Genomic DNA, 20,650 nt, shown 5'->3' with positions numbered 1-20,650 from the left:
CTTGCCCGCTTGTCGCGCGGCGACCGGGCGGATGCAAGTCTCAGGCGAAGCAGTCGCCGAAGGCGTTTTCAAGGATCGCGACCCGGCCCTGACCATCGACCAGGGCAACATCGAAACGCATCTCGGTCAGTTGCCCAAGGGGCAGCCTTTCGCAATAGTCACAGGCCGCCCGGCAGATGCGGCCCTGCTGCCCCGCGCCCAGCCGCGATGCCGCCTCCTCATGGGTGGCAGCCTGCTTGACCTCGACGAAGATCACGCAGTCGCCGTCGCGGCAGATCAGATCGATCTCGCCCGCCGCCCCGCGCCAGCGCTCCGCCAGGATTTCAAATCCCTTCGCGCGCAGTCTGCGCGCCACCGCCTGTTCCGCCATGGCACCCGACAGACAGGCCCGGCGCCCGCGTTCGCGCCGTGGGCCGGGCCTTGATGGCTGCGCAAAGGCCAGCCCCATATCCAGCATCATTCCCCTTTAGCGCCCAGAGCCAGCGCAAACTGATACACATCCCGCCGCGGCATTCCCAATTCCTCGGCCACCTCGCGCGCGGCATCCTTCACACTCATTCGGCTCAGCCTCTGCAACAGGGCCGCGCGCAGATCGTCTTCGCCGGCCTCGCGCATTGTTGGCCTGTCCAGCAGCATGACCACCTCTCCCTTCAGCCCGTCCAGCCGCGGATCGACCGCCAGATCCTCCGCCCGGCCCCGGATCACCTCTTCGAACTTCTTGGTCAGTTCCCTTGCCACCACTGTAACCCGATTCGCGTCAATCTCGCACAATTCTGCCAATGTTTGCTTAACGCGCCTGGGGCTTTCGAACAGGATCAGCGTGGCATCCACGCCGGCCCATTGCCGCAGCCAGGCGGCGCGCGCGGCCTTGGCATGGGGCGGAAAGCCCGCGAACAGGAACCGGTCGCTGGGCAGGCCCGACAGGCTCAGCGCAACCAGCGGCGCCGAGGGGCCGGGGATCGCATGGACCCGCGCGCCTGCTTCGGCGGCCTCGCGCGCCAGACGGTAGCCCGGATCCGCCACCAGCGGCGTGCCCGCATCCGAGGCATAGGCGACGCTTTGGCCCCGGGCCAGTGCCGCCATCAGCGCGGGGCGGGCCTTTTCGGCATTGTGGTCGTGATAGGACAGCACCCGGCGGCCGCGCAGCGGAATGCCGTGAATCGCCATCAGATGCCGCATTACCCGCGTGTCCTCGGCGGCCAGCAGATCGGCCGAATTCAACACGTCCAGCGCGCGCAAGGTGATGTCGCGCGCCGTCCCGATGGGGGTGGCGACCAGATACAGACCCGCCTGCAGCGCCGATGCCTCGATCCGCGCGGCCAGTGGGCGCGCGGGCTCGATCTCGCGGCCTTTCACGCCGTCTCCGCCTGACCCGGTGGCCATGACATTTCCCCCTCTGCTGACGCGGTCGGGCTGATTGCCAAGCGATCCGGTTGGACCTAGGCTGCCCGCAACTCGTCGCGACGACAAACACAAAGCAGGGAGGTTCCACATGTTTGCATCCGCCACAACCCGGCCCGCCACCGGACTGCGCCGCCTGTTCACAGCCGGAGCCGCGATGCTGTCGGCCCTTGTCCTTGCCGCCTGCGAGCCGACCGGAGGCCGTGACAACGATGTCGCGACCGGCCCCGCCATCGGGCCGCTGATCGAACCGGGACAGCCCGTGCGCGTCGCCCTTCTGACACCTGCCGGCAGCGGATCGGACAATCTGGAATGGCTGTCGCGAAGCCTGAAGAACGCGGCGCGCATGGCCGCATCGGACGCGCAGGGTGCGGCCATCGACCTGCGCGTCTATGACACCGGGGGCAGCACCGAACGGGCCGTCCAGCAGGCCAATGCCGCCGCCGATGCCGGCGCCCAGATCATCGTCGGCCCGCTGTTCGCCGAGGCCGCCAACGCCGTCGGCAACGCCATGCGCGATCGCAACATCAACGTGCTGTCCTTCTCGAACAATGCGGAAATCGCCGGCGGCAACGTCTTCATTCTGGGCAACAGTTTCGCCAATGTTGCCGACCGGCTGGTCGGCTATGGCGTCCGTCAGGGCAAGCGCAACATCTATGTCGTGGCCGAAGATGACGTCGCGGGCCAGCTTGGCGGCCGCGCCATCGAGACCGCCATCGCCCGCAACGGTGCGCGCCTCGCGGGGCGCACCAACCACCCCGTCTCGGTCAGCGGCATCGACGCGGTGATCCCGCAGATCGCCGCCGCGGCGCAGTCGGGGCGGGTGGAGGCGGTCTTCATGACCGCCAACAATCAGGCCGTGCTGCCCTATCTGACGGAAAAACTGGCCGCCTCGGGCATCCGTTCGCCGGTCACGCAAATGATGGGCCTGACCCGCTGGGACCAGCCGCCGTCGCGCGTCGGCCTGCCGCAGCTTCAGAACGGCTGGTTCGCGATCCCCGATCAGGGCCTGAAGACGCAATTCGACGCACGTTATCGTGCCGCCTATGGCGAGGCGCCGCACGAACTGGCCGGTCTTGGCTATGACGGCGTGGCCGCCATTGCCTCGCTGGTCCGCACGGGCAGGCGCAATGCGCTGACCACGACCGGACTGACACAGCGTTCGGGATTTTCCGGCGTCGGCGGCGTCTTCCGCCTGCGCGGCAACGGCACCTCGCAACGCGCGCTTGCCGTGGCGACGCTGCGCGGCAATCAGGTGGTGATCCTCGATCCCGCACCGCGCGGCTTCGGCGGATACGGGTTCTGATCTTGGCCGCCGCCGCGACCGGCCCGATCGTGCAAAGCGCCCCCGCCCTGCCCGGGGCGCATGCGGTTTTCGACCCCGACGCCTTTCTGCCCGACCTGCACCGGGCGCTGGACGGGATCGGCGAGCCGCGCCGGATCCGGGCGGTCACGGTCGATCTTCTCGCCGGTGCCCGCGCCGCCGCCATGGCCGATATCGAGGCCGGATTCGCCAGCCATCCCCGCGCCGCCCGCGAAACCGTGCGCGCCATCGCCAGCCTGACGGATGGCATCGTCACCATCGTGCACCACATCGCCACCGGCTATCTGCACCCGGTCCGCAACGCATCGGAGGGCGAGCGTCTGGCCGTTCTGGCCGTCGGCGGCTACGGGCGGGCCGAGATGGCGCCGTTCTCGGATGTCGATCTGCTGTTCCTGACGCCCTACAAGATCACCGCCTGGGCCGAAAGCGTGGTCGAATCCATGCTTTACATGTTGTGGGATCTGAAGCTGAAGATCGGGCATTCGATCCGCAGCGTGGACGATTGCCTGCGCCTCGGCGCCGCCGACATGACGATCCGCACCTCCCTGGTCGAACATCGTCTCGTCACCGGCCACGCGCCGCTGGCCGAGGAATTGCGTCAGCGGCTGTGGTCGGATCTGTTCGCGAAATCGGTTCCCGAATTCGTCGAGGCCAAGCTGGAGGAACGCGCCCAACGCCATCAGCGGCAGGGTGGGCAGCGCTATGTCCTGGAACCCAATGTCAAGGAGGGCAAGGGCGGCCTGCGCGATCTGCAAACGCTTTACTGGATCGCGAAATACATCCACCGCGTCGATCGCGCCGTGGAACTGGTCGATCTGGGTGTCTTCACCCGCGAAGAGCACCTGTCCTTCTGGCAGGCCGAGGATTTTCTCTGGGCCGCGCGCTGCCATCTGCATCTGATCGCGGGACGCCCCGTTGACATGCTGTCCTTCGACATGCAGGTCGAGGTGGCGCGACGCATGGGATATCACGACACCCAGGCCCGGCGCGGAGTCGAATATTTCATGCAGGATTACTTCCGCCACGCCACCCGCGTCGGCGAACTGACCCGCGTCTTCCTGACCGAACTTGAATCCCGCCATGTGCGCAGCGCGCCGATCCTGGGCCGCATCTTCCGCCGCCGGCGCAAGCTGAAGGCGGGCTTCGTCGATCAGCTTGGCCGTCTGGCCATCCAGGACGAGGCGGGCTTTCTCGCCGATCCGCTCAACATCCTGCGTCTCTTCGAAGAGGCGTTGCGCACCGGCATCCTGATCCACCCCGATGCGATGCGCCTGATCGCCGCCAACCTGGACCGGATCGACGACAGGATGCGCCAGGATCCCGAGGCGATCCGACTGTTCATGGAATTGCTGATCCGCCACGGCAATCCCGAACGCGCGCTGCGCCGCATGAACGAGCTGGGCGTGCTGGCAGCCTTCATTCCGGAATTCGAGCCGGTGGTGGCGATGATGCAGTTCAACCACTATCATCACTACACCGTTGACGAACATTCGATCCAATGCGTCGCCGCCCTGGCCGAGATCGAGCGCGGCGAACATCCCGAAGACCTGCCGCTGTCCCACGCGATCATGGATTCGGGCATCAACCGCCGCGTCCTGTATCTGGCGACGCTGCTGCACGACATCGGCAAGGGCCGCCCCGAGGATCACTCGATCCTGGGCGCCCGCCTCGCCCGCCGCGTGGCCAGCCGCTTCGGCTTTTCCCAGGACGATATCGACAATGTCGAATGGCTGGTGCGCAATCACCTGCTGATGTCGGACGTGGCGCAGAAACGCGATATTTCCGACCCCCGCACGTTGCGCGATTTTGCCAAGGCGGTGAAGACACGCCGGCGGCTGGACATGTTGCTGGTGCTGACCGTCTGCGACATTCGCGGCGTCGGGCCGGGCGTCTGGAACAACTGGAAGGCGGTATTGCTGCGCAAGCTGCATACCGAAACCGCCACGGCGCTGGATAACGGCCTGGAAGAACTGAACCGTGACAAGCGCCAGAACGAGGCCAAGCGATCCCTGCGCCACCTGCTGATCGCCAAGGGCTGGGAGGCCCGCGCGATCCGGGCCGAGATCGCGCGCCACTACGACAATTACTGGCCCGGCCTGCCCTCCGAGACGCAGGCGGTCTTTGCGGAATTGCTGAGCGGCATAGACGCGGACGAGATCAGGACCGACCTGCGCGCCGATCATGACCGCGACGCCACCCGCGCGGCCTTTGTTCTGGCCGATCATCCAGGCATCTTCTCGCGGCTCTGCGGGGCGCTGACGCTGATGGGCGCCAATGTCGTGGACGCGCGCACCTATACCACGCGCGACGGCTACGCGACCGCGGTGTTCTGGGTGCAGGATGCCGATGGCCATCCCTTTGCCGAGGATCGCCTGCCGCGCCTGCGCCAGACAATCCTGCGCACGCTGGGCGGAGAGATCGTGGCGCGCGAGGCCTTCGCCGAACGCGACAAGCCCAAGAAGCGCAACCGCGAATTCCGGTTCCCGACCCATATCACCTTCGACAACGAAGGCAGCGACATCTATACCATCGTCGAGGTCGATACCCGCGACCGTCCCGGCCTGCTCTATGACCTGACCCGGACGCTGGCCTCCAACCACATCCAGATCGTCAGCGCCGTGATCGCGACCTATGGCGCGCAGGTCGTGGACAGTTTCTACGTCAAGGACATGTTCGGCCTGAAACTGCACGGCGATGGCAAACGCCTTGCGCTCGAGAAGAAACTGCGCAAGGCCATCGCCGACGGGACAAGACGGGCAGAGGCATAGATCATGAAATCCGGTTTGGTGCGCGGATTCCTGTCGGTGGGAATCTGGACCTTCGTCTCGCGCGTCTCGGGCTTCGTGCGCGACATCCTGATGGCGGCGTGGCTGGGCACCGGGCCCGTGGCCGAGGCTTTCCTGATCGCGCTGTCGTTGCCCAACATGTTCCGCCGCTTCTTCGCGGAGGGCGCGTTCAACACCGCCTTCGTGCCGATCTTTTCCAAGAAGCTCGACAATCGCCGCGACGCGCTGCGCTTCGCCTCCGAGGCGTTTTCAGGCCTGTTCGTGACCGTGCTGATCCTTTCGGCTGTGGCAATGATCTTCATGCCGGTGCTGGTCTGGCTGATGGCTTCGGGCTTTCAGGGCGACGAACGTTTTGCGCTGGCCGTTGAATACGGCAGGATAACTTTCCCCTATATCCTGCTGATTTCCATGGCGTCCATGGTTTCGGGCGTGCTGAACGCCAATGGCCGCTTCACCGCCGCGGCGGCAGCCCCCGTGCTGCTGAACCTGCTTTTCATCGCGGCGATGGGTCTGGGGCGCTGGCGCGGCTGGGATCTGGGGCTGACGCTGGCCTGGGCCACGCCGGTCACCGGCATCTCGCAACTGGCGCTGGTCTGGTGGGACGCGCATCGCACCGGCTGGACCTTTCTGCCCCGCCGGCCGCGCCTTTCGCCCGACATGCGCCGCCTGCTGGCCGTGGCGCTGCCGGCCGCCTTCGCAGGGGGCGTCGTGCAACTGAACCTGCTGATCGGTCGGCAGGTCGGCTCGCGCTTTGACGGCGCGATCGGCTGGCTGTCCTATTCCGACCGCCTCTATCAACTGCCCCTGGGCGTCGTCGGCGCCGCCGTCGCCGTCGTCCTGCTGCCCGAACTGGCCCGGCGCCTGCGGGCCGGCGACCACGCCGGCGGCCAGTCCGCCTACAGCCGGGCCACCGAATTCGGCCTGTTCCTGACCCTGCCTGCCGCCTTCGCGATCGCCGTCATCGCCCAGCCGATGGTGGCGGCCCTGTTCGAGCGTGGCCAGTTCACCGCATTCGACACCGCGCAGACCGCGAAGGCGCTGGTCGTCTATGCGCTCGGCCTGCCTGCCTTCGTGCTGCAGAAAATCCTGCAACCGCTGTATTTCGCGCGCGAGGATACCCGCACGCCTTTCCGCTTCGCGCTGTGGTCGATGGTGGTGAACGCCGCCGTCGCCTTTGGCCTGATGCAGCCGCTGGGCTTCATCGCGGCGGCGCTTGGCACCACCGTTGCAGCCTGGGTCATGGTTGCGCAGCTCTGGTGGGGCACCCGCGCGATGGGACAGGCCGCCCGCGCCGATGCCCGCCTGCGCCGGACCGCGCCCCGGATCGTGCTGGCCTCTGCGCTGATGGCGATGGCCCTCTGGCTGATCCGCGACTGGCTGGCCGCGTCCGGGATGGCGCGCATTCCCGGCCTCGCCATTCTCGTCTTCGGCGGCGCCGCGATCTATTTCTCGCTGGCCTTCCTCACCCGCGCCTACCGCCTCGGCGATCTCGGGACCGCCGTCAGACGCGGCCGCTGATCTGTCGCGATCCCGCCGCGGCCTTTCGGGGCGGCCGCCCGGATGCTATCGCTGGCGGATCTGCCGGATGGCTCGCGCAACGCCGCCATCGACCAGCAGAAAGCTGAGACCGAAGCCAACGGCGAAACCCGCGATCTCGGCGATCCAGCCATAGCCCGTGCCGCCGAAGACCATCCCGAAGACCAGCTGGAACAGCAGCAGCATCCCGATCAGCGTGAAGGCACGCATCCGGTTCGCATTGGCCGCGGCCAGCCGCGCCCACAGCAGGAAGGTGAAGGCCCCGACCAGCCCGTAGACCGCCGGATAGCCCCCGATCAGCGGCACCGCGCGCCCCGGCAGCGCGGCCATCGCCACGGTATAGACCAGCGCGCCGCCCGCCGCCGATCCGAAGAACAGCATGATCAGGGCCGTGGGCCTGAACTGACGCGCCACCAGGTTGCCAAGCGCCAGCGTGAAGGCCAGCACGAACAGCGACTGCGTGAAAGAGGCATTGACGAAGGAATAGCTGAACAGCCGGTAGATCTGGGCCCAGTCGATCGCGCCCATATCCCACATCCGCTGCACCATCTCGGGCGCATAGGCCGAAAGCTGCATTCCCGCCAGCCGCAATCCCACGCCCTGCGCCCCGCCGATCAGCCCGATCCGGCCCAGCCCGAAAACGGCCTCGCTGGCGATGATGGGCAGCGCCAGCAGCCAGACCGCCATCGGCAGCGGATTCAGCGGCGATTCGGTCAGTCCCTCGCGCATCGGATTTCCTTCTCGGTTGCTCTTGTCGCGGCCAACAGCTAAGCCAGCGCCACGGAAAATCCAAGCAGGCCAGACATGAGCGATCCGATCAATCCGGGCTTTACGCCGCGCATCTTCTCGGGCATCCAGCCCTCGGGCGGGCTGACGCTGGGAAACTATCTGGGCGCGCTGAAACGCTTTGCCGCCCTGCAGGGACAGGGCGCCGAGACGGTCTATTGCATCGTCGACCTGCACGCGATCACCGTCTGGCAGGATCCGCAAATGCTGCGCGCCCGCATCCGCGAGGCCGCCGCCGCTTTCATGGCATCGGGCGTCGATCCCGCGCAATCGATCCTGTTCAATCAGAGCCAGGTCAGCGCCCATGCCGAAATGGCATGGCTTTTCAACACAGTGGCTCGCGTCGGCTGGATGTATCGGATGACCCAGTTCAAGGACAAGGCAGGCAAGAACAGCGAAAACGCCAGCCTCGGACTGCTGGCCTATCCGGCTTTGATGGCGGCCGATATCCTGACCTATCAGGCAACCGCCGTGCCGGTCGGCGAGGATCAGAAGCAGCATCTGGAACTGACCCGCGACATCGCCGCCAAGTTCAACCATGATTACGGCGTCGGTCATTTTCCGATCACCGAACCGCTGATCGAGGGGGTGGCGACCCGTGTCATGTCGCTGCGTGACGGGTCCAGAAAGATGTCGAAATCCGACCCCTCGGATGCCAGCCGGATCAACCTGACCGACGATGCCGACACCATCGCCCAGAAGATCCGCAAGGCCCGCACCGATGCCGACCCGCTGCCGGGCGCCATCGACGGGCTGAAGGACCGCCCCGAGGCGCGCAATCTGGTCAACATCTATGCCGCGCTGGCCGATGAGACCCCCGATCAGGTTCTGGCCCGCTTCGAGGGCCAGGGCTTTGGCGCATTCAAGCCGGCGCTGGCCGACATCGCGGTCTCGGCCCTGTCCCCGATCACCGCGAAGATGACCGAATACATGGACGACCCGGCCGAAATCGACCGCATCCTTGGGGATGGCGCGCTGCGCGCGGACACGGTCGCGACCCCGATCCTCGAGAAGACCAAGCAGATCATGGGCCTGCTGCGCAGCCGGCCCTGAAGACGGTCCGGGACCGGGAAACCGGCCACATTCCCCGTGCAATTTCGGATCACGGGGTTGCGATCCGGGAGGGATTGCGCCTATCACGCGCTCATCGCATGGACCCGGCGCAATTCCGGGTGGCTCTTCCGGCCGCTGATCCGCCGGACAACATGAACCGACAGACAGGATCGCGCCGAGGCCGGTTCGGGGGACCGGCCCGGTCATGGACAGATATTTCATGTTCTCATTCGATACCTACAAACGCCAGTGGACCGGCAATGTCCGCGCCGACCTGCTTTCGGGTCTGGTCGTCGCGCTGGCCCTGATCCCCGAGGCGATCGCCTTCTCGATCATCGCGGGCGTGGATCCCAAGGTCGGGCTCTATGCCAGCTTCTCGATCGCGGTGATCACCGCAATCGCGGGCGGGCGGCCCGGCATGATCTCGGCGGCAACGGCGGCCACGGCGGTGCTGATGGTGACGCTGGTCCGCGACCACGGGTTGCAATATCTTCTTGCCGCGACGGTTCTGGCCGGTCTGATACAGATCGGTTGCGGGGCTTTGAAACTGGGTTTCGTCATGCGCTATGTGTCGAAATCGGTGATGACAGGATTTGTCAACGCGCTGGCGATCCTGATCTTTCTGGCGCAACTGCCTGAACTGGACCCGCGCCAGGTGCCCTGGCCGACCTTTCCGCTGGTCGCAGCGGGGCTGGCGATCATCTACCTGTTCCCGCTCATCACGCGCGCGATCCCCTCGCCGCTGGTCACGATCATCGTGCTGACCGGGTTGAGCCTGATCTTCGGATGGGAGGTGCGGACCGTCGGCGACATGGGCGCTCTTCCCGACACGCTGCCGGTCTTCCTGCTGCCGGACGTGCCGCTGAACGTGGAAACGCTGCGAATCATCCTGCCCTATTCGGTCGCCGTCGCGGTGGTCGGGCTGCTGGAAAGCCTGATGACGCAGAATCTGGTGGACGAGCTGACCGACACCCGGTCCAACCGCAATCAGGAATGTATCGGTCAGGGGCTTGCCAACACCGCGACCGGCTTCATCGGCGGCATGGCGGGCTGCGCGATGATCGGGCAGTCGATGATCAACGTGAAATCGGGCGGGCGCGGGCGGCTGTCATGTTTCGTCGCCGGCGTATTCCTGCTGATCCTGGTCACCGGCCTTGGCGATCTGGTCAGCCGGATTCCGATGCCGGCGCTGGTCGCGATCATGATCATGGTGTCGATCGGCACCTTCTCGTGGTCGTCGATCCGCAACCTGGGCACCCATCCCAGGTCATCCTCGGCCGTGATGCTGGCGACGGTGGCCACGGTCGTCTACACCCACAACCTCGCCATCGGCGTGCTGGTCGGCGTGTTGCTGTCGGGCATCTTCTTTGCCGCCAAGATCGCGCAATTGTTCCGCGTGTCCTCGACGATCTCGGCCGACGGACGCAAGCGGGTCTACAAGATCGAGGGTCAGCTTTTCTACGGCTCGGTCGAGGATTTCATGGCGGCCTTCGATTTCCACGAGGCTCTGGACCGGGTGGTGATCGACGTCAGCCGCGCCCATATCTGGGACATCAGTTCGGTCCAGGCGCTGGACATGGCGATCCTGAAATTTCGCCGTGACGGGGCCGAGGTCGATCTGGTCGGGCTGAACCGGGCGTCCGAGACCATCGTCGACAAGCTGGCGATCCACGACAAGCCCGGCGCGATGGACAAGCTGGCCGCACATTGAGGAGACGCTTCCGATGACCAACCCGATCGTGGCGCTGATCGACGGCTCGAGCTATGCGGCCTCGGTCTGCGAACATGCGGCCTGGGTTTCGGCCCGGACCGGCGCGCCGGTGGACCTGCTGCACGTCCTTGGCCGCCGCGAGGGGGCCGTTCCGCAGGATCTGTCCGGCGCGATCCGGCTGGGTGCGCGGACCCGGCTGCTCGAGGAACTGGCCGAACTGGATGCGCAGCGGTCGAAACTGGCGACGCGGCAGGGCCGGGCCATGCTGGAGGATGCGGCCGAACTGGCCCGCCAGAGTGGCGCGACCGAGGTCCGGACCCGCCTGCTGCACGGCGACCTGATCGAAACCGTCGCCAAGCTGGAGCCCGAGGCCCGCGCCATCGTCATCGGCAAGCGCGGTGTGGCGGCGGATTTCGCCAAGGGTCACCTGGGCTCGAATCTGGAACGGATCGCGCGGGTCAGCCGCAAGCCGGTTCTGGTTGCCTCGCGCGCCTTCCGACCCATCGCCCGCACGATAATCGCCTTCGACGGCGGCGATTCGGCGATGAAGGCTGTCCGCCATGTCGCCGACAGTCCGCTGTATCGCGACCTGGCGATCAGCCTGATCACGGTGTCCGAACCCGGCCCCGCCGCCCAGGCCCGGATCGAGGCTGCTCAGGCCGTGCTGGAAGACGCGGGCCGGAAGGCCGAGGCGCGCTTCGTCCGGGGCGAGCCCGAAACCGCATTGCCGCAGATCATCGCCGATGAGGAATTCGATCTGCTGGTCATGGGCGCCTATGGCCACAGCCGCATCCGCAGCCTGATGATCGGCTCGACCACCACCCAGATGATCCGATCGTGCAAGGTGCCCGTCGTGCTCTACCGCTGATGCGGGCGCTTTCCAGAGCCGTGTCCGAGAATGCAGATCTTCTGCGCGACAGCGCGGGATTTGCTGCGCAATCCGCCTGTCCTTCGAAAAAGCGCCGTCGCGTGCCGTAACGTCCGGGGTCCGGCCCGCGTAATGGCGGATATGGCGGTCGGCGAAAGCGACCGCGCCATTCCGGAGGTGCCGCATGAAACCGATCCATCTGATGGCCGCGCTGGTCCTGATGCTGACGCCCCTGATGCTGAAGCCGGCGGCGGCCCTTGCCGGCGAGCAATATGTGGACGCGACGGGACTTGCCGTTTCGGGCTATGATGTCGTGGCCTACCGCGATCTGGAACAGGTGCCGGCGGGCCGGCCCCAGCCCCGGGCCGTGCCAGGGCGCCGCGACATCACCGCCGAATACAACGGTGCCGTCTTCGCCTTTGCCACAGCCGCCAACCGCGACCGGTTCCTGACCGACCCGGCCCGCTACGCGCCCCGATATGACGGACATTGCGCCTATGGCGTCGCCAGGGGCAACAAGGTTCCGGGCAACCCCGATCTGTGGCGCATCGTCGATGACAGGCTGTATCTGAACATCACCCCGGACGTCGCCGGGCTCTGGCAGGCGGACATCCCCGGCAACATCGCCATCGCCGAGGAAAACTGGCCGGCGATCGAGCCCGCGAAAGCCTCGGACCGCGCGATACCCGATTTCACCCCCGATGAGCCGCAGGCAGGTCGGTAACCGCTGTCCGCGCCCTTCGCAGCGCAGCACAGGAAAGGACAAGACCATGACCATGCCCGACATCCAGACCGTCACCGGCGACACCGGAACCGGTTGGCCGCCGCTGAACGCCCGCACCCTGGGGATGATGATGATCGCGGGCGTGGTGGCCACCATGGCCTTCGACCTGTGGGGCCAATTGATCAGTCCGGGACTGGGTCTGGCGGCGTTGTCGCCGCACGGGCTGGCCAAAAGCCTGCTGGGCCGTCTGGGCCTGCCCAATGGCGATTTCGCGGGATATTTCGTGCATTTCTACGGCGTCGGACTGCTGGGCTATCCGATCGGCTGGCTGTTCGTGTTCCGCCCGGTCTGGAACGCCGTCACCGGCGGCCGGGGCGGGGCGCTGCTGGCCTCGGCCGTCTACGGATTCGGGCTGTGGGTCTTTGCCATCGGCGGCATCACCGCGATTGCCGGGCTGCCCTTCTTCCTGAACTTCACCGGGATCACCTGGGTTGCGCTGGTCGGCCACGTCCTTTACGGCATCGTGCTGGTTGCGGTGATGCGGCTGATGCAGCGGGCCTGAACGGGCCGCGCGGATGCCGCCATCAGGGTGGGGGAGATCTGCCGATGTCGTCTGAAGCTCCGCTGGACGGGATCACGGTTCTGGACATGTCGCGGATCCTGGCGGGGCCGACGGCCACTCAGGCGCTGGCCGATCTGGGCGCCGAGGTGATCAAGATCGAACGCCCCGGCATGGGTGATGACACCCGCAAATGGGGTCCGCCCTTCGTCACCGGCGCGGATGGCACGGCAACCGGCGAAAGCGCCTATTACCTTTGCGCCAATCGCGGCAAGCAATCGGTCGCCATCGACATCGCCACGCCCGAGGGCCAGGCGCTGATCGGGCGGCTGGCCGAACGCGCCGACATCCTGGTCGAGAACCTCAAGACCGGCGACACGGCGCGCTACGGGCTGGATTTCGCCAGCCTGTCGCGGCGCAATCCACGGCTGATCTATTGTTCCATCACCGGCTTCGGCCAGACCGGGCCGAACGCGGCGCGGGCGGGATACGATTTCCTGATCCAGGGCGAGGCCGGGATCATGAGCCTGACCGGCGAGGCCGATGGCCGGCCACTGAAGGTGGGCGTCGGCGTGGCCGATGTGATGTGCGGCATGTATGCGCTCAGCGGCATTCTGGCGGCCTTGCAGGCCCGCCACCGCACCGGGCGCGGCCAGCATATCGACCTGAGCCTGTTCGACACGCAGGTGGCCTGGCTGATCAACCAGGGCGTCGGCTATCTGACCGACGGAAAGGTGCCGCCGCGGCGCGGCAACGACCATCCGACCATCGTGCCCTATGGCAGCTTTCCGGCTTCTGACGGGGATTTCATCCTGGCGGTGGGCAATGACGCGCAGTTCCGCCGCTTTGCCGCCGAGGCGGGCGATCCCGCCATGGCCGAGGATCCGCGCTTTGCCACCAACACCGCCCGCGTGACCCATCGCGACCAGCTGATTCCGCGGATCGAGGCGCTGACCCGGATCCGCAGCCGGGCCGACTGGCTGGACAGGATGGCGTCGATCGGCGTGCCCTGCGGGCCGGTGAACGACCTGCGGCAGGTCTTCGAAGGTCCGCAGGTTGCCGCGCGCGAGATGCGCATCAGCCTGCCGCATCCGCTGGCGGGCGCCGGCGCGGTCGAGCTGATCGGCAATCCGCTGAAATTCAGCGACACGCCGGTCCGCTATGGCAACGCACCGCCGCTGTTGGGCCAGCACACGGCCGAGGTTCTGGGCCGGCATCTGGATCTGGACGCCGAGGAACTGCGCGATCTGGAAGCGTCCGGGGCGATCGGGCTGCCCTCGCCCGCATCAGCGCCGTGACCGGACCCGCGACAGGCGCCGACATCATCGGCGCGGCCCTGGCCGGGGCGGGCGCCAGCCGCGCCTTCGGCGTGCCGGGCGGCGAGGTCCTGGCCCTGATCGAGGCGCTGGACCGCGCGGGCGTGGGCTTCACGCTGGTCCGGCACGAGAATGCCGGCGGCTTCTTCGCCGAGGGGCATTGGCACATGACCGGCGATCTGCCGGTGCTGGTGGCGACCCTGGGGCCCGGGGTCGCCAATGCGGTCAATGTCATCGCCAACGCGATGCAGGACCGGGTGCCGCTGATCGTTCTGACCGGCTGCGTCGATGCCGCCGAGGCCGAAAGCTATACCCATCAGGTCCTCGATCATCAGGCGCTGCTGCGTCCGGTGGTCAAGGCCAGCTTTCGCCTGCATCAGGGTGCGGTGGGCGCGGTGATCGCCAAGGCCATCGCCATCGCGACCAGCGGCCAGCCCGGCCCGGTTCATGTCGATGTGCCCATCGGCGTGGCCGAGAACCCCGGCGACGAGGCCCGAGCCGCAACGATTCCGCCCGCCCGCCCCGGCCTGCCGGATGCATCCTCGCTGGCGCGGGCGCAGGCTGCGCTGGCGGGGGCGATGCGGCCGCTGATGATCGCCGGGGTCGATGCGGTGAACGAAGGCGCGGGCCCGACCATTGCCGATTTCTGCCGCGCCCACGGCGTGCCGCTGATCACCAGCTACAAGGGCAAGGGCCTGATGGACGAGGCCGATCCGCTGTCGCTGGGCGGGGCCGGGCTGTCGCCGCGCGCCGACCGGGTGCTGATGCCGCTGATCGCACAGGCCGATGTGATCGTGATGGCCGGCTATGACCCGATCGAGATGCGGGCCGGCTGGCGCGACCCCTGGCGGCCCGACCAGACCGCGATCGAGATCACCCCGGTCGCGCGCGGCCACGGGATGCACCGCATCGACGAATTGCTGATCGGTGCCATCGCACCGACGCTGGCCGCGCTGCGCCACGACGTGGCCACGCCACGCTGGCCTGACGGGGCGCCGGGACAGGCGCGCAGGGCGCTGGAGCGCGCCTTCGATCCGCCGCCGGGCTGGGGGCCGCATCGGGCGTTCCAAAGGCTGCGGCAGCTGCTGCCACCCGAAACGGTGGTGACGGCGGATTCGGGCGCGCACCGGATTCTCGCCAGCCAGATCTGGACCTGTCCGGCGCCGCGGCTGATGCTGCAATCCAGCGCGCTTTGCACCATGGCCTGCGCGCTGCCGCTGGCGGCGGGGGCGAAACTGGGCCGGCCGGATACGCCGGTTCTGGCGATCCTGGGCGATGGCGGGCTGGAGATGGGCGCCGGCGACCTGGCCAGCCTGCGCGATCTGGGCCTGCCGGTGATCCTGTGCGTGCTGGTCGATGGCAGCCTGTCGCTGATCGAGATGAAACAGCGCGCCAGCCAGCGCGGCAATCTGGGCGTCGATTTCGCGGGCCGGACCGATTTTCCGGCGCTGGCCCGTGCCTTTGGCGGCCATGGCGCCTGGATCGAGGACGAAGACACGCTGGAGGTCCAGACCCGCGCCGCGCTGGACCGCGACCATTTCAGCCTGCTGGCGCTGCGGATCGGGCCGCGCGCCTATGACGGCGCGTTCTGAACCCGCGCATCGCCCCGCCTGCCCGGCAGCCGCCATCGCAGCATCAGCGCATAGCCCGCAAAGGCCGCCACCGCCCAAACCCAGCCATGCAGGCTGCCCGAGGTGACGCCGCCCATCAGCGCGCCGATATTGCAGCCCGAGGACAACCGCGCACCATAGCCCATCGCCAGCCCGCCCAGTGCCGCGGTGGCGACCTCCCGCCCCGAGACGGTCCAGACCGGACGGAACCGCCCCGCCAGCGAGGCCGCCGCCATCGCCCCCGCGATCAATGCGAGATTGGTGACCGATGTGGCATGGGCCAGCACCGGCTGCGTCAGCTGCGCGCGCCGCCCGCCCGACCAATAGGGCCAGTCCGCGACCGAAAACCCCAGGGCCTGATAGATCTTGGCCCCCCACAGCGCGAAAGCCTCGGTCACGCCCCAGGGCCGGTGCAGGCTCAGAAACATGCCCAGGGCCGCGATGGCCAGGACCAGCGCCCCGAACCAGGCCGGCCAGGGGCCTCGCAGCAGGCGGAACGGCGGCACGGACCGTGACGCCGGGATGGGGCGGCTGCGCTCGGGCAGGCGGCTGAGCCAGGCCAGCGCGGCGCAAAGGCCCAGGCTGATGGCAATGGCGCCGGGGGTGCCGAAGGTTGCCGGCAGCGACAATGCCGGCAGGCGCGGCAGCGACAGCCAGAACGGCACATGGGCGGTGCCCAGCAGCGATCCGGCGATGAAGAAGGCCAGAGTCACGAGCATCCGCGTATTGCCGCCCCCCGCCACAAACAGGGTCCCCGAGGCGCAGCTGCCCGCCAGCGCCATGCCGATGCCGAAGATCGCGGCCCCCGCCAGGAACCCGACCCCGACCGGCACGACCCAGCCCGAGGCGCCGCCGAGGGCAATCAGCGTCAGGCTGACCGGCAGGATCAGCGCCAGAAGCAGCACCTGCGCGCGGACGCCGCTGCCGTCGCCCTGTGTCAGACAGCGCCGCCAGCCTCCGGCAAAGCCGAAGGCTGCGTGATAGAAGGCAAAGCCGCCCAGAAACCCGGCCAGCGCCGCGCCCATGCCCGCGGCCCGCCCCATCATCGCCTGCGAAGCCAGCAGCGCGGCCAGCGCCAGGATGGACAGCAGAAGTGGGGTCTTGTTGGGCATGGCGCCTGTCCCCCGGGGGGCGGCTTCTTGCCGCCGTCCGCAAGTGGTTCGCCCCCTGTATGACAAAAACTGTAACATTCCGGCGGCGGTGTTCGTATAGAACCCCGGATGCGGTGTCATGCAAAGGGGTTGCCGGGCCTCAGGCGCCAGCCACGCGCGATTTTGATCACAGGAGGCCAGCATGGCATCGATGACGGACCTGTCGGGAATGGACGTCACGACCGACGCGCGGCTGGTGCCGCTGTGGGATCGCGTGATCCGCGGCATCCTGTCCCATTCAGCCGCCACCGGAGACGATCTGAACGCGGTAATCGCGGCCGACGGCGACTTTGCGCTGGCCCAGGCGATCCGGGGCCTGTCCTGCCTGATGCTGGGCCGTGCCGAGATGACGCAGACCGCCCACGAGGCAATGGCGCGGGCGCGGACCGCCGCCCGACGCCGCCCGCCGACCCCGCGCGAGGCGGGCTATGTCGCGGCGCTGGAACTTTGGCTGTCGGGCCGGCCCTCGGCCGCCGCCGCGCGGGTCCAGCAGATCCTGGACGACCATCCGCGCGACGCGCTGGCGATGAAGCTGGTCCACGCGATCCATTTCATCATGGGCCGCCCGCAGGCGATGCGCCGCTCGGTCGAGGCGGTGCTGCCACACTGGGAAGATCACCCGGCGCGCGGCTATCTGCTGGGCTGCCATGCCTTCACGCTGGAAGAGACCGGCGAATACGCCGCCGCCGAGGCGGCCGGAAAGCACGGGGTGGACCTGGCTCCGGACGATGCCTGGGGGCTGCACGCGGTGGCCCATGTCCATGACAGCACGGGACGCGCGCGCGAGGGGCTGGATTGGCTGACGGGACGCGAATCGTCCTGGGCGCATTGCAACAATTTCCGCTTCCATGTCTGGTGGCACCGGGCGCTGATGTATCTGGATCTGGGCGATTTCGACGCCGCGCTGGATCTGTACGACCGCGAGGTCCGGTCCGAGCGGACCGACGATTACCGCGACATCTCGAACGCGGCCTCGCTGCTGTCGCGGCTGGAGATCGAGGGCGTCGATGTCGGCCGCCGCTGGGACGAACTGGCCGATCTGTCCGAAAAACGTTCCAGCGATGGCAGCCTGGCCTTCGCCGACCTGCATTATCTGCTGTCGCTGATCGGCGGCGGGCGCGACGAGGCCGCGGCCGGGCTGGTCGCGCGCATGGCCAGCGCCCGTGCGAGCGAGGGCGAGGCGGCGGCGATTCTTGCCGATCCGGGGCAGCGGATCGCGGCCGGCCTCCAGGCCTTCGGCAGCGGCAGCTACGCACGCGCCTGGCTGAACCTGCGCGGCGCCGCGCCGGAATTGCAACGGATCGGCGGCAGCCATGCGCAGCGCGACGTGTTCACCCGGCTGACGATCGAATCGGCGCTTCTGGGCGGCTATCCGGATGCGGCCGAACAGATGCTGCACGAACGCCGCCGATTGCGCGGAGGCTTCGAGGATGGCTATACCCGGCGCAGGCTGGATCTGCTGAACGCCGCGCGCGAACGGGCGGTCTGACCGCGCCGCCGCCGCCCGGCCATCCGACATCCGACGGAGAATCCCGACCATGACCGCCCCGCCGCCTGCCGCTGCCATCCAGCCCGCCGCCCGGCCCGCCACCCCGTCCGCGGGTTCCGCCGATGCCGACCGTTCGCAGGCGCTGGCCCTGTCCGGCACGCCGGCCAGGGCGCGCGATCCACGGCTGGATTTCTTTCGCGGCCTCGGGATGTATATCATCCTGATCGCCCATATCCCCGGCAATCCCTGGACCCTGTGGATTCCCGCCCGTTTCGGCTTTTCGGACGCGACCGAGATCTTTGTCTTCTCGTCGGGCATGGCCTCGGCCATGGCCTTCGGCGCGGTTTTCGCCCGGGCCGGGATGGCACTGGGCGCATTGCGTGTCGCACACCGGGTCTGGCAGGTCTATTGGGCCCATATCGGGGTTTTCGTGGTCACGCTGTTCTGCATGGTGGCGCTGAACATGACCGGCTGGTTCGAAAGGGATTACGTCGGCGCGCTGAACCTTTATCCGTTCCTGAACGATCCGGGGCCGAATCTGGTCGGGTTGCTGACGCTGACCTATGTGCCCAATTACTTCGACATCCTGCCGATGTATCTGGTCATTCTGGCGCTGATCCCCGTGATCATCGGGCTGGCGCGGATTCACGTCGCGCTGGCAATGGCGGCCTCGGTGGCGCTGTGGATGGCGGGTTCGCTCAAGGGGGTCGGACTGCCGGCGGAATTGTGGTTCCAGCCCCCCAGCGACCGGCAATGGTTCTTTGACCCCTTCGCCTGGCAGCTCGTGTTCTTTACCGGCTTTGCCTTCATGTCGGGCTGGCTGCCCGCGCCGCCTGTCAGGGGCTGGCTGATCGCGCTGGCCATCGTTGTGATCGTGGCGACGGTTCCCTTTGCCTGGTTCCGGATCATCGGCGTCTCGGATTTCGTGCGCGAGTGGCGCGACGAGTGGAAAATCCTGATCGACAAGACCCATTTCGGGCTGCTGCGCTATGTCCATTTCCTGGCGCTGGCCTATCTGGCCTGGATCGCGGCCGGGCCGGGCGGCGCAAGGCTGTCTGGCGGGCGGTTCCGAAACGGGATCGTCGGCGTCGTGCGCAAGGTCGGGCAGCAATCGCTGGCGGTGTTCATGTCGTCGATGGTGCTGGCGCGGCTGCTGGGGGTGATGCTGGATCTTCTGGGCCGGAACCTGGCCAGCGTGGCGCTGGTCAACCTGCTGGGGGCCGCGATCATCACCGCCATCGCCTATTTCGTCGGCTATCTGAAGCGGCAGCCCTGGCGGCAGCCGGCGGGGAAGACCGCGCCGGCCAGGGTTCAGGCCGGCGGGCATGGCGCCGGCGCCGCTATCGCGGCGGCGCGGCCATGATCCGGCGGCAGATCGGGCTGCTGATTTCGCTGGTGATGCTGGCGCTGGCGCTGCCGGGTCTGGCGCGGGCCGGATGCGCCGACCGGAAGGCGGCCTGCCAGGTTCAGGCGGGCGCGGTTTCAGGCAGCTATCATCTGGTCCTGCCCGGGGGCGAGGCGCCGCCCGGTGGCTGGCCGGCGGTGGTGATGCTGCATGGCTGGGGCAGTGACGGATCCGGGATCCTGGCCATGTCCGGGGTGGTTCGCGAGCTGACCGGGCGTGGCTATGCGGTGATCGCCCCGGATGGCAGCCCGCGCGAGGGGCGCGACGGGCGGCAATGGCTGTTTCCGCGCCAGGGGCGCGCGGCTGGCCGTGACGAGGGCGCGTTCCTGCGCGCCGTGGCCAACGATGCCGCCCGCCGCCAGGGCCTGAACCGGGCGCGGATGGTTCTCGCGGGATTTTCGGTCGGCGGCTCGATGGTCAGTTACGTGGCCTGCGACACGCCCGGCAGTTTCGCCGCCTATGCCCCGGTCGGCGGCAGTTTCTGGCGACCGATGCCGCGCGCCTGCGCCGGTCCGGTGCGGCTGTTCCACACCCATGGCTGGCGCGACGGCACCGTCCCGCTGGAGGGTCGCGCGGTCGGTGGCGGCACGGCGGTGCAGGGCGATGTCTTCGCCGCCATGGCGATCTGGCGCGCGGCGAACCGCTGCCCGCGCAGCCAGCCCGACGGTTTCGCGGGCGATCCGTCGTTCCAGATCCGGCGGTGGAGCGATTGCGCGCCCGGCGCATCGCTGGTCCTCGCGCTGCATCCGGGCGGCCATGTGGTGCCGAAGGGCTGGGCGACGGCGATGCTGGACTGGTTCGAGGCCGGGCCGTGACCGACCGGCCCTGATCGCGCGGGCGGACAGGACGGACCAGCCGATGCCGTCGCCGGATGTCGTGCCGGTGCCTGCCTGGATGCCGTGGCAACCGATCCTGCGCAGCACCTGCCGGA

At 68.0% G+C, this 20,650-nt stretch carries 17 protein-coding genes and 1 other annotated feature; of the genes, 13 read left to right on the top strand and 4 right to left on the bottom strand.

The window, feature by feature from the left end:
- Nucleotides 1-40: 40 nt before the first annotated feature.
- Together B4L36_RS00655 and rsmI are read right to left on the bottom strand one after the other, a co-directional pair.
- Nucleotides 41-460, bottom strand: a complete 420-nt coding sequence (locus B4L36_RS00655; protein ID WP_292950844.1) for a YraN family protein — start codon at nucleotides 458-460, stop codon at nucleotides 41-43.
- Nucleotides 457-1,383: a 16S rRNA (cytidine(1402)-2'-O)-methyltransferase gene (gene rsmI / locus B4L36_RS00650; RefSeq protein WP_292950842.1), complete on the bottom strand. Its 927-nt coding sequence runs from the start codon at nucleotides 1,381-1,383 to the stop codon at nucleotides 457-459. The genes B4L36_RS00655 and rsmI overlap by 4 nt, the downstream gene beginning before the upstream one ends.
- Nucleotides 1,384-1,492: 109 nt before the next feature.
- Between rsmI and B4L36_RS00645 the strand changes: the two genes are divergently transcribed.
- Genes B4L36_RS00645 through murJ form a run of 3 tightly spaced genes read left to right on the top strand, consistent with a single transcriptional unit; the run spans nucleotide 1,493 to nucleotide 7,029 of the window.
- Complete coding sequence (locus tag B4L36_RS00645) at nucleotides 1,493-2,707, top strand: penicillin-binding protein activator (RefSeq protein ID WP_414692119.1); 1,215 nt, start codon at nucleotides 1,493-1,495, stop codon at nucleotides 2,705-2,707.
- A complete protein-coding gene (locus B4L36_RS00640; protein WP_414692120.1) occupies nucleotides 2,707-5,493 on the top strand; it encodes a [protein-PII] uridylyltransferase in 2,787 nt (928 codons plus the stop codon). The genes B4L36_RS00645 and B4L36_RS00640 overlap by 1 nt, the downstream gene beginning before the upstream one ends.
- 3 nt (nucleotides 5,494-5,496) lie before the next feature.
- Nucleotides 5,497-7,029 carry a murein biosynthesis integral membrane protein MurJ gene (gene murJ, locus B4L36_RS00635; protein ID WP_292950828.1) on the top strand — a complete coding sequence of 511 codons (1,533 nt, stop codon included), beginning with the start codon at nucleotides 5,497-5,499 and terminating at the stop codon, nucleotides 7,027-7,029.
- A gap of 45 nt (nucleotides 7,030-7,074) precedes the next feature.
- Here the strand turns inward: murJ and B4L36_RS00630 are convergent, their stop codons facing one another.
- Entirely contained in the window at nucleotides 7,075-7,776 is a 702-nt protein-coding gene (locus B4L36_RS00630; protein ID WP_292950826.1) for a rhomboid family intramembrane serine protease, read from the bottom strand.
- A 75-nt stretch (nucleotides 7,777-7,851) separates the two neighbouring features.
- On the opposite strand from B4L36_RS00630, the gene trpS reads away from it, so the two are divergent.
- From trpS to B4L36_RS00595, 7 genes are all read left to right on the top strand, one after another.
- A complete protein-coding gene (gene trpS, locus B4L36_RS00625) occupies nucleotides 7,852-8,886 on the top strand; it encodes a tryptophan--tRNA ligase (RefSeq protein WP_292950824.1) in 1,035 nt (344 codons plus the stop codon).
- Nucleotides 8,887-8,983: 97 nt separating this feature from the next.
- Nucleotides 8,984-9,039: a sequence feature (sul1 is cis-regulatory element that is thought to sense ions involved in sulfur or methionine metabolism; They are found in Alphaproteobacteria), on the top strand.
- Between the two features lie 67 nt (nucleotides 9,040-9,106).
- On the top strand, nucleotides 9,107-10,597 hold the full coding sequence (locus tag B4L36_RS00620; protein ID WP_292950881.1) for a SulP family inorganic anion transporter: 1,491 nt from the start codon (nucleotides 9,107-9,109) through the stop codon (nucleotides 10,595-10,597).
- A 13-nt stretch (nucleotides 10,598-10,610) separates the two neighbouring features.
- Entirely contained in the window at nucleotides 10,611-11,465 is an 855-nt protein-coding gene (locus tag B4L36_RS00615) for a universal stress protein (RefSeq protein ID WP_292950822.1), read from the top strand.
- Between the two features lie 202 nt (nucleotides 11,466-11,667).
- Nucleotides 11,668-12,189, top strand: a complete 522-nt coding sequence (locus B4L36_RS00610) for a YHS domain-containing (seleno)protein (RefSeq protein ID WP_292950879.1) — start codon at nucleotides 11,668-11,670, stop codon at nucleotides 12,187-12,189.
- 46 nt (nucleotides 12,190-12,235) lie between these two features.
- A complete protein-coding gene (locus B4L36_RS00605; RefSeq protein ID WP_292950820.1) occupies nucleotides 12,236-12,751 on the top strand; it encodes a hypothetical protein in 516 nt (171 codons plus the stop codon).
- 44 nt (nucleotides 12,752-12,795) lie between these two features.
- Entirely contained in the window at nucleotides 12,796-14,046 is a 1,251-nt protein-coding gene (locus tag B4L36_RS00600; RefSeq protein ID WP_292950818.1) for a CaiB/BaiF CoA transferase family protein, read from the top strand.
- Complete coding sequence (locus B4L36_RS00595) at nucleotides 14,043-15,656, top strand: thiamine pyrophosphate-binding protein (RefSeq protein WP_292950816.1); 1,614 nt, start codon at nucleotides 14,043-14,045, stop codon at nucleotides 15,654-15,656. The genes B4L36_RS00600 and B4L36_RS00595 overlap by 4 nt, the downstream gene beginning before the upstream one ends.
- Here the strand turns inward: B4L36_RS00595 and B4L36_RS00590 are convergent.
- Entirely contained in the window at nucleotides 15,638-16,786 is a 1,149-nt protein-coding gene (locus B4L36_RS00590; RefSeq protein WP_292950814.1) for a YeeE/YedE family protein, read from the bottom strand. The two genes, B4L36_RS00595 and B4L36_RS00590, sit on opposite strands and share 19 nt — an antisense overlap.
- Nucleotides 16,787-16,976: 190 nt before the next feature.
- On the opposite strand from B4L36_RS00590, the gene B4L36_RS00585 reads away from it, so the two are divergent.
- The 3 genes from B4L36_RS00585 to B4L36_RS00575 are packed head-to-tail and all read left to right on the top strand — an operon-like array spanning nucleotide 16,977 to nucleotide 20,534.
- The gene (locus B4L36_RS00585; protein WP_292950878.1) at nucleotides 16,977-18,314 is read left to right on the top strand and encodes a tetratricopeptide repeat protein; all 1,338 of its coding nucleotides are present in this window, start codon (nucleotides 16,977-16,979) and stop codon (nucleotides 18,312-18,314) included.
- A 49-nt stretch (nucleotides 18,315-18,363) separates the two neighbouring features.
- The gene (locus B4L36_RS00580; RefSeq protein ID WP_292950812.1) at nucleotides 18,364-19,677 is read left to right on the top strand and encodes an OpgC family protein; all 1,314 of its coding nucleotides are present in this window, start codon (nucleotides 18,364-18,366) and stop codon (nucleotides 19,675-19,677) included.
- Complete coding sequence (locus B4L36_RS00575) at nucleotides 19,674-20,534, top strand: alpha/beta hydrolase family esterase (protein WP_292950810.1); 861 nt, start codon at nucleotides 19,674-19,676, stop codon at nucleotides 20,532-20,534. Before B4L36_RS00580 ends, B4L36_RS00575 begins: the two co-directional genes overlap by 4 nt.
- Nucleotides 20,535-20,650: the final 116 nt, after the last annotated feature.

The organism is Paracoccus sp. UBA889 (assembly GCA_002294185.1).
Lineage (GTDB): Bacteria > Pseudomonadota > Alphaproteobacteria > Rhodobacterales > Rhodobacteraceae > Paracoccus.
This window is presented reverse-complemented; position numbering and strand designations above follow the sequence as displayed.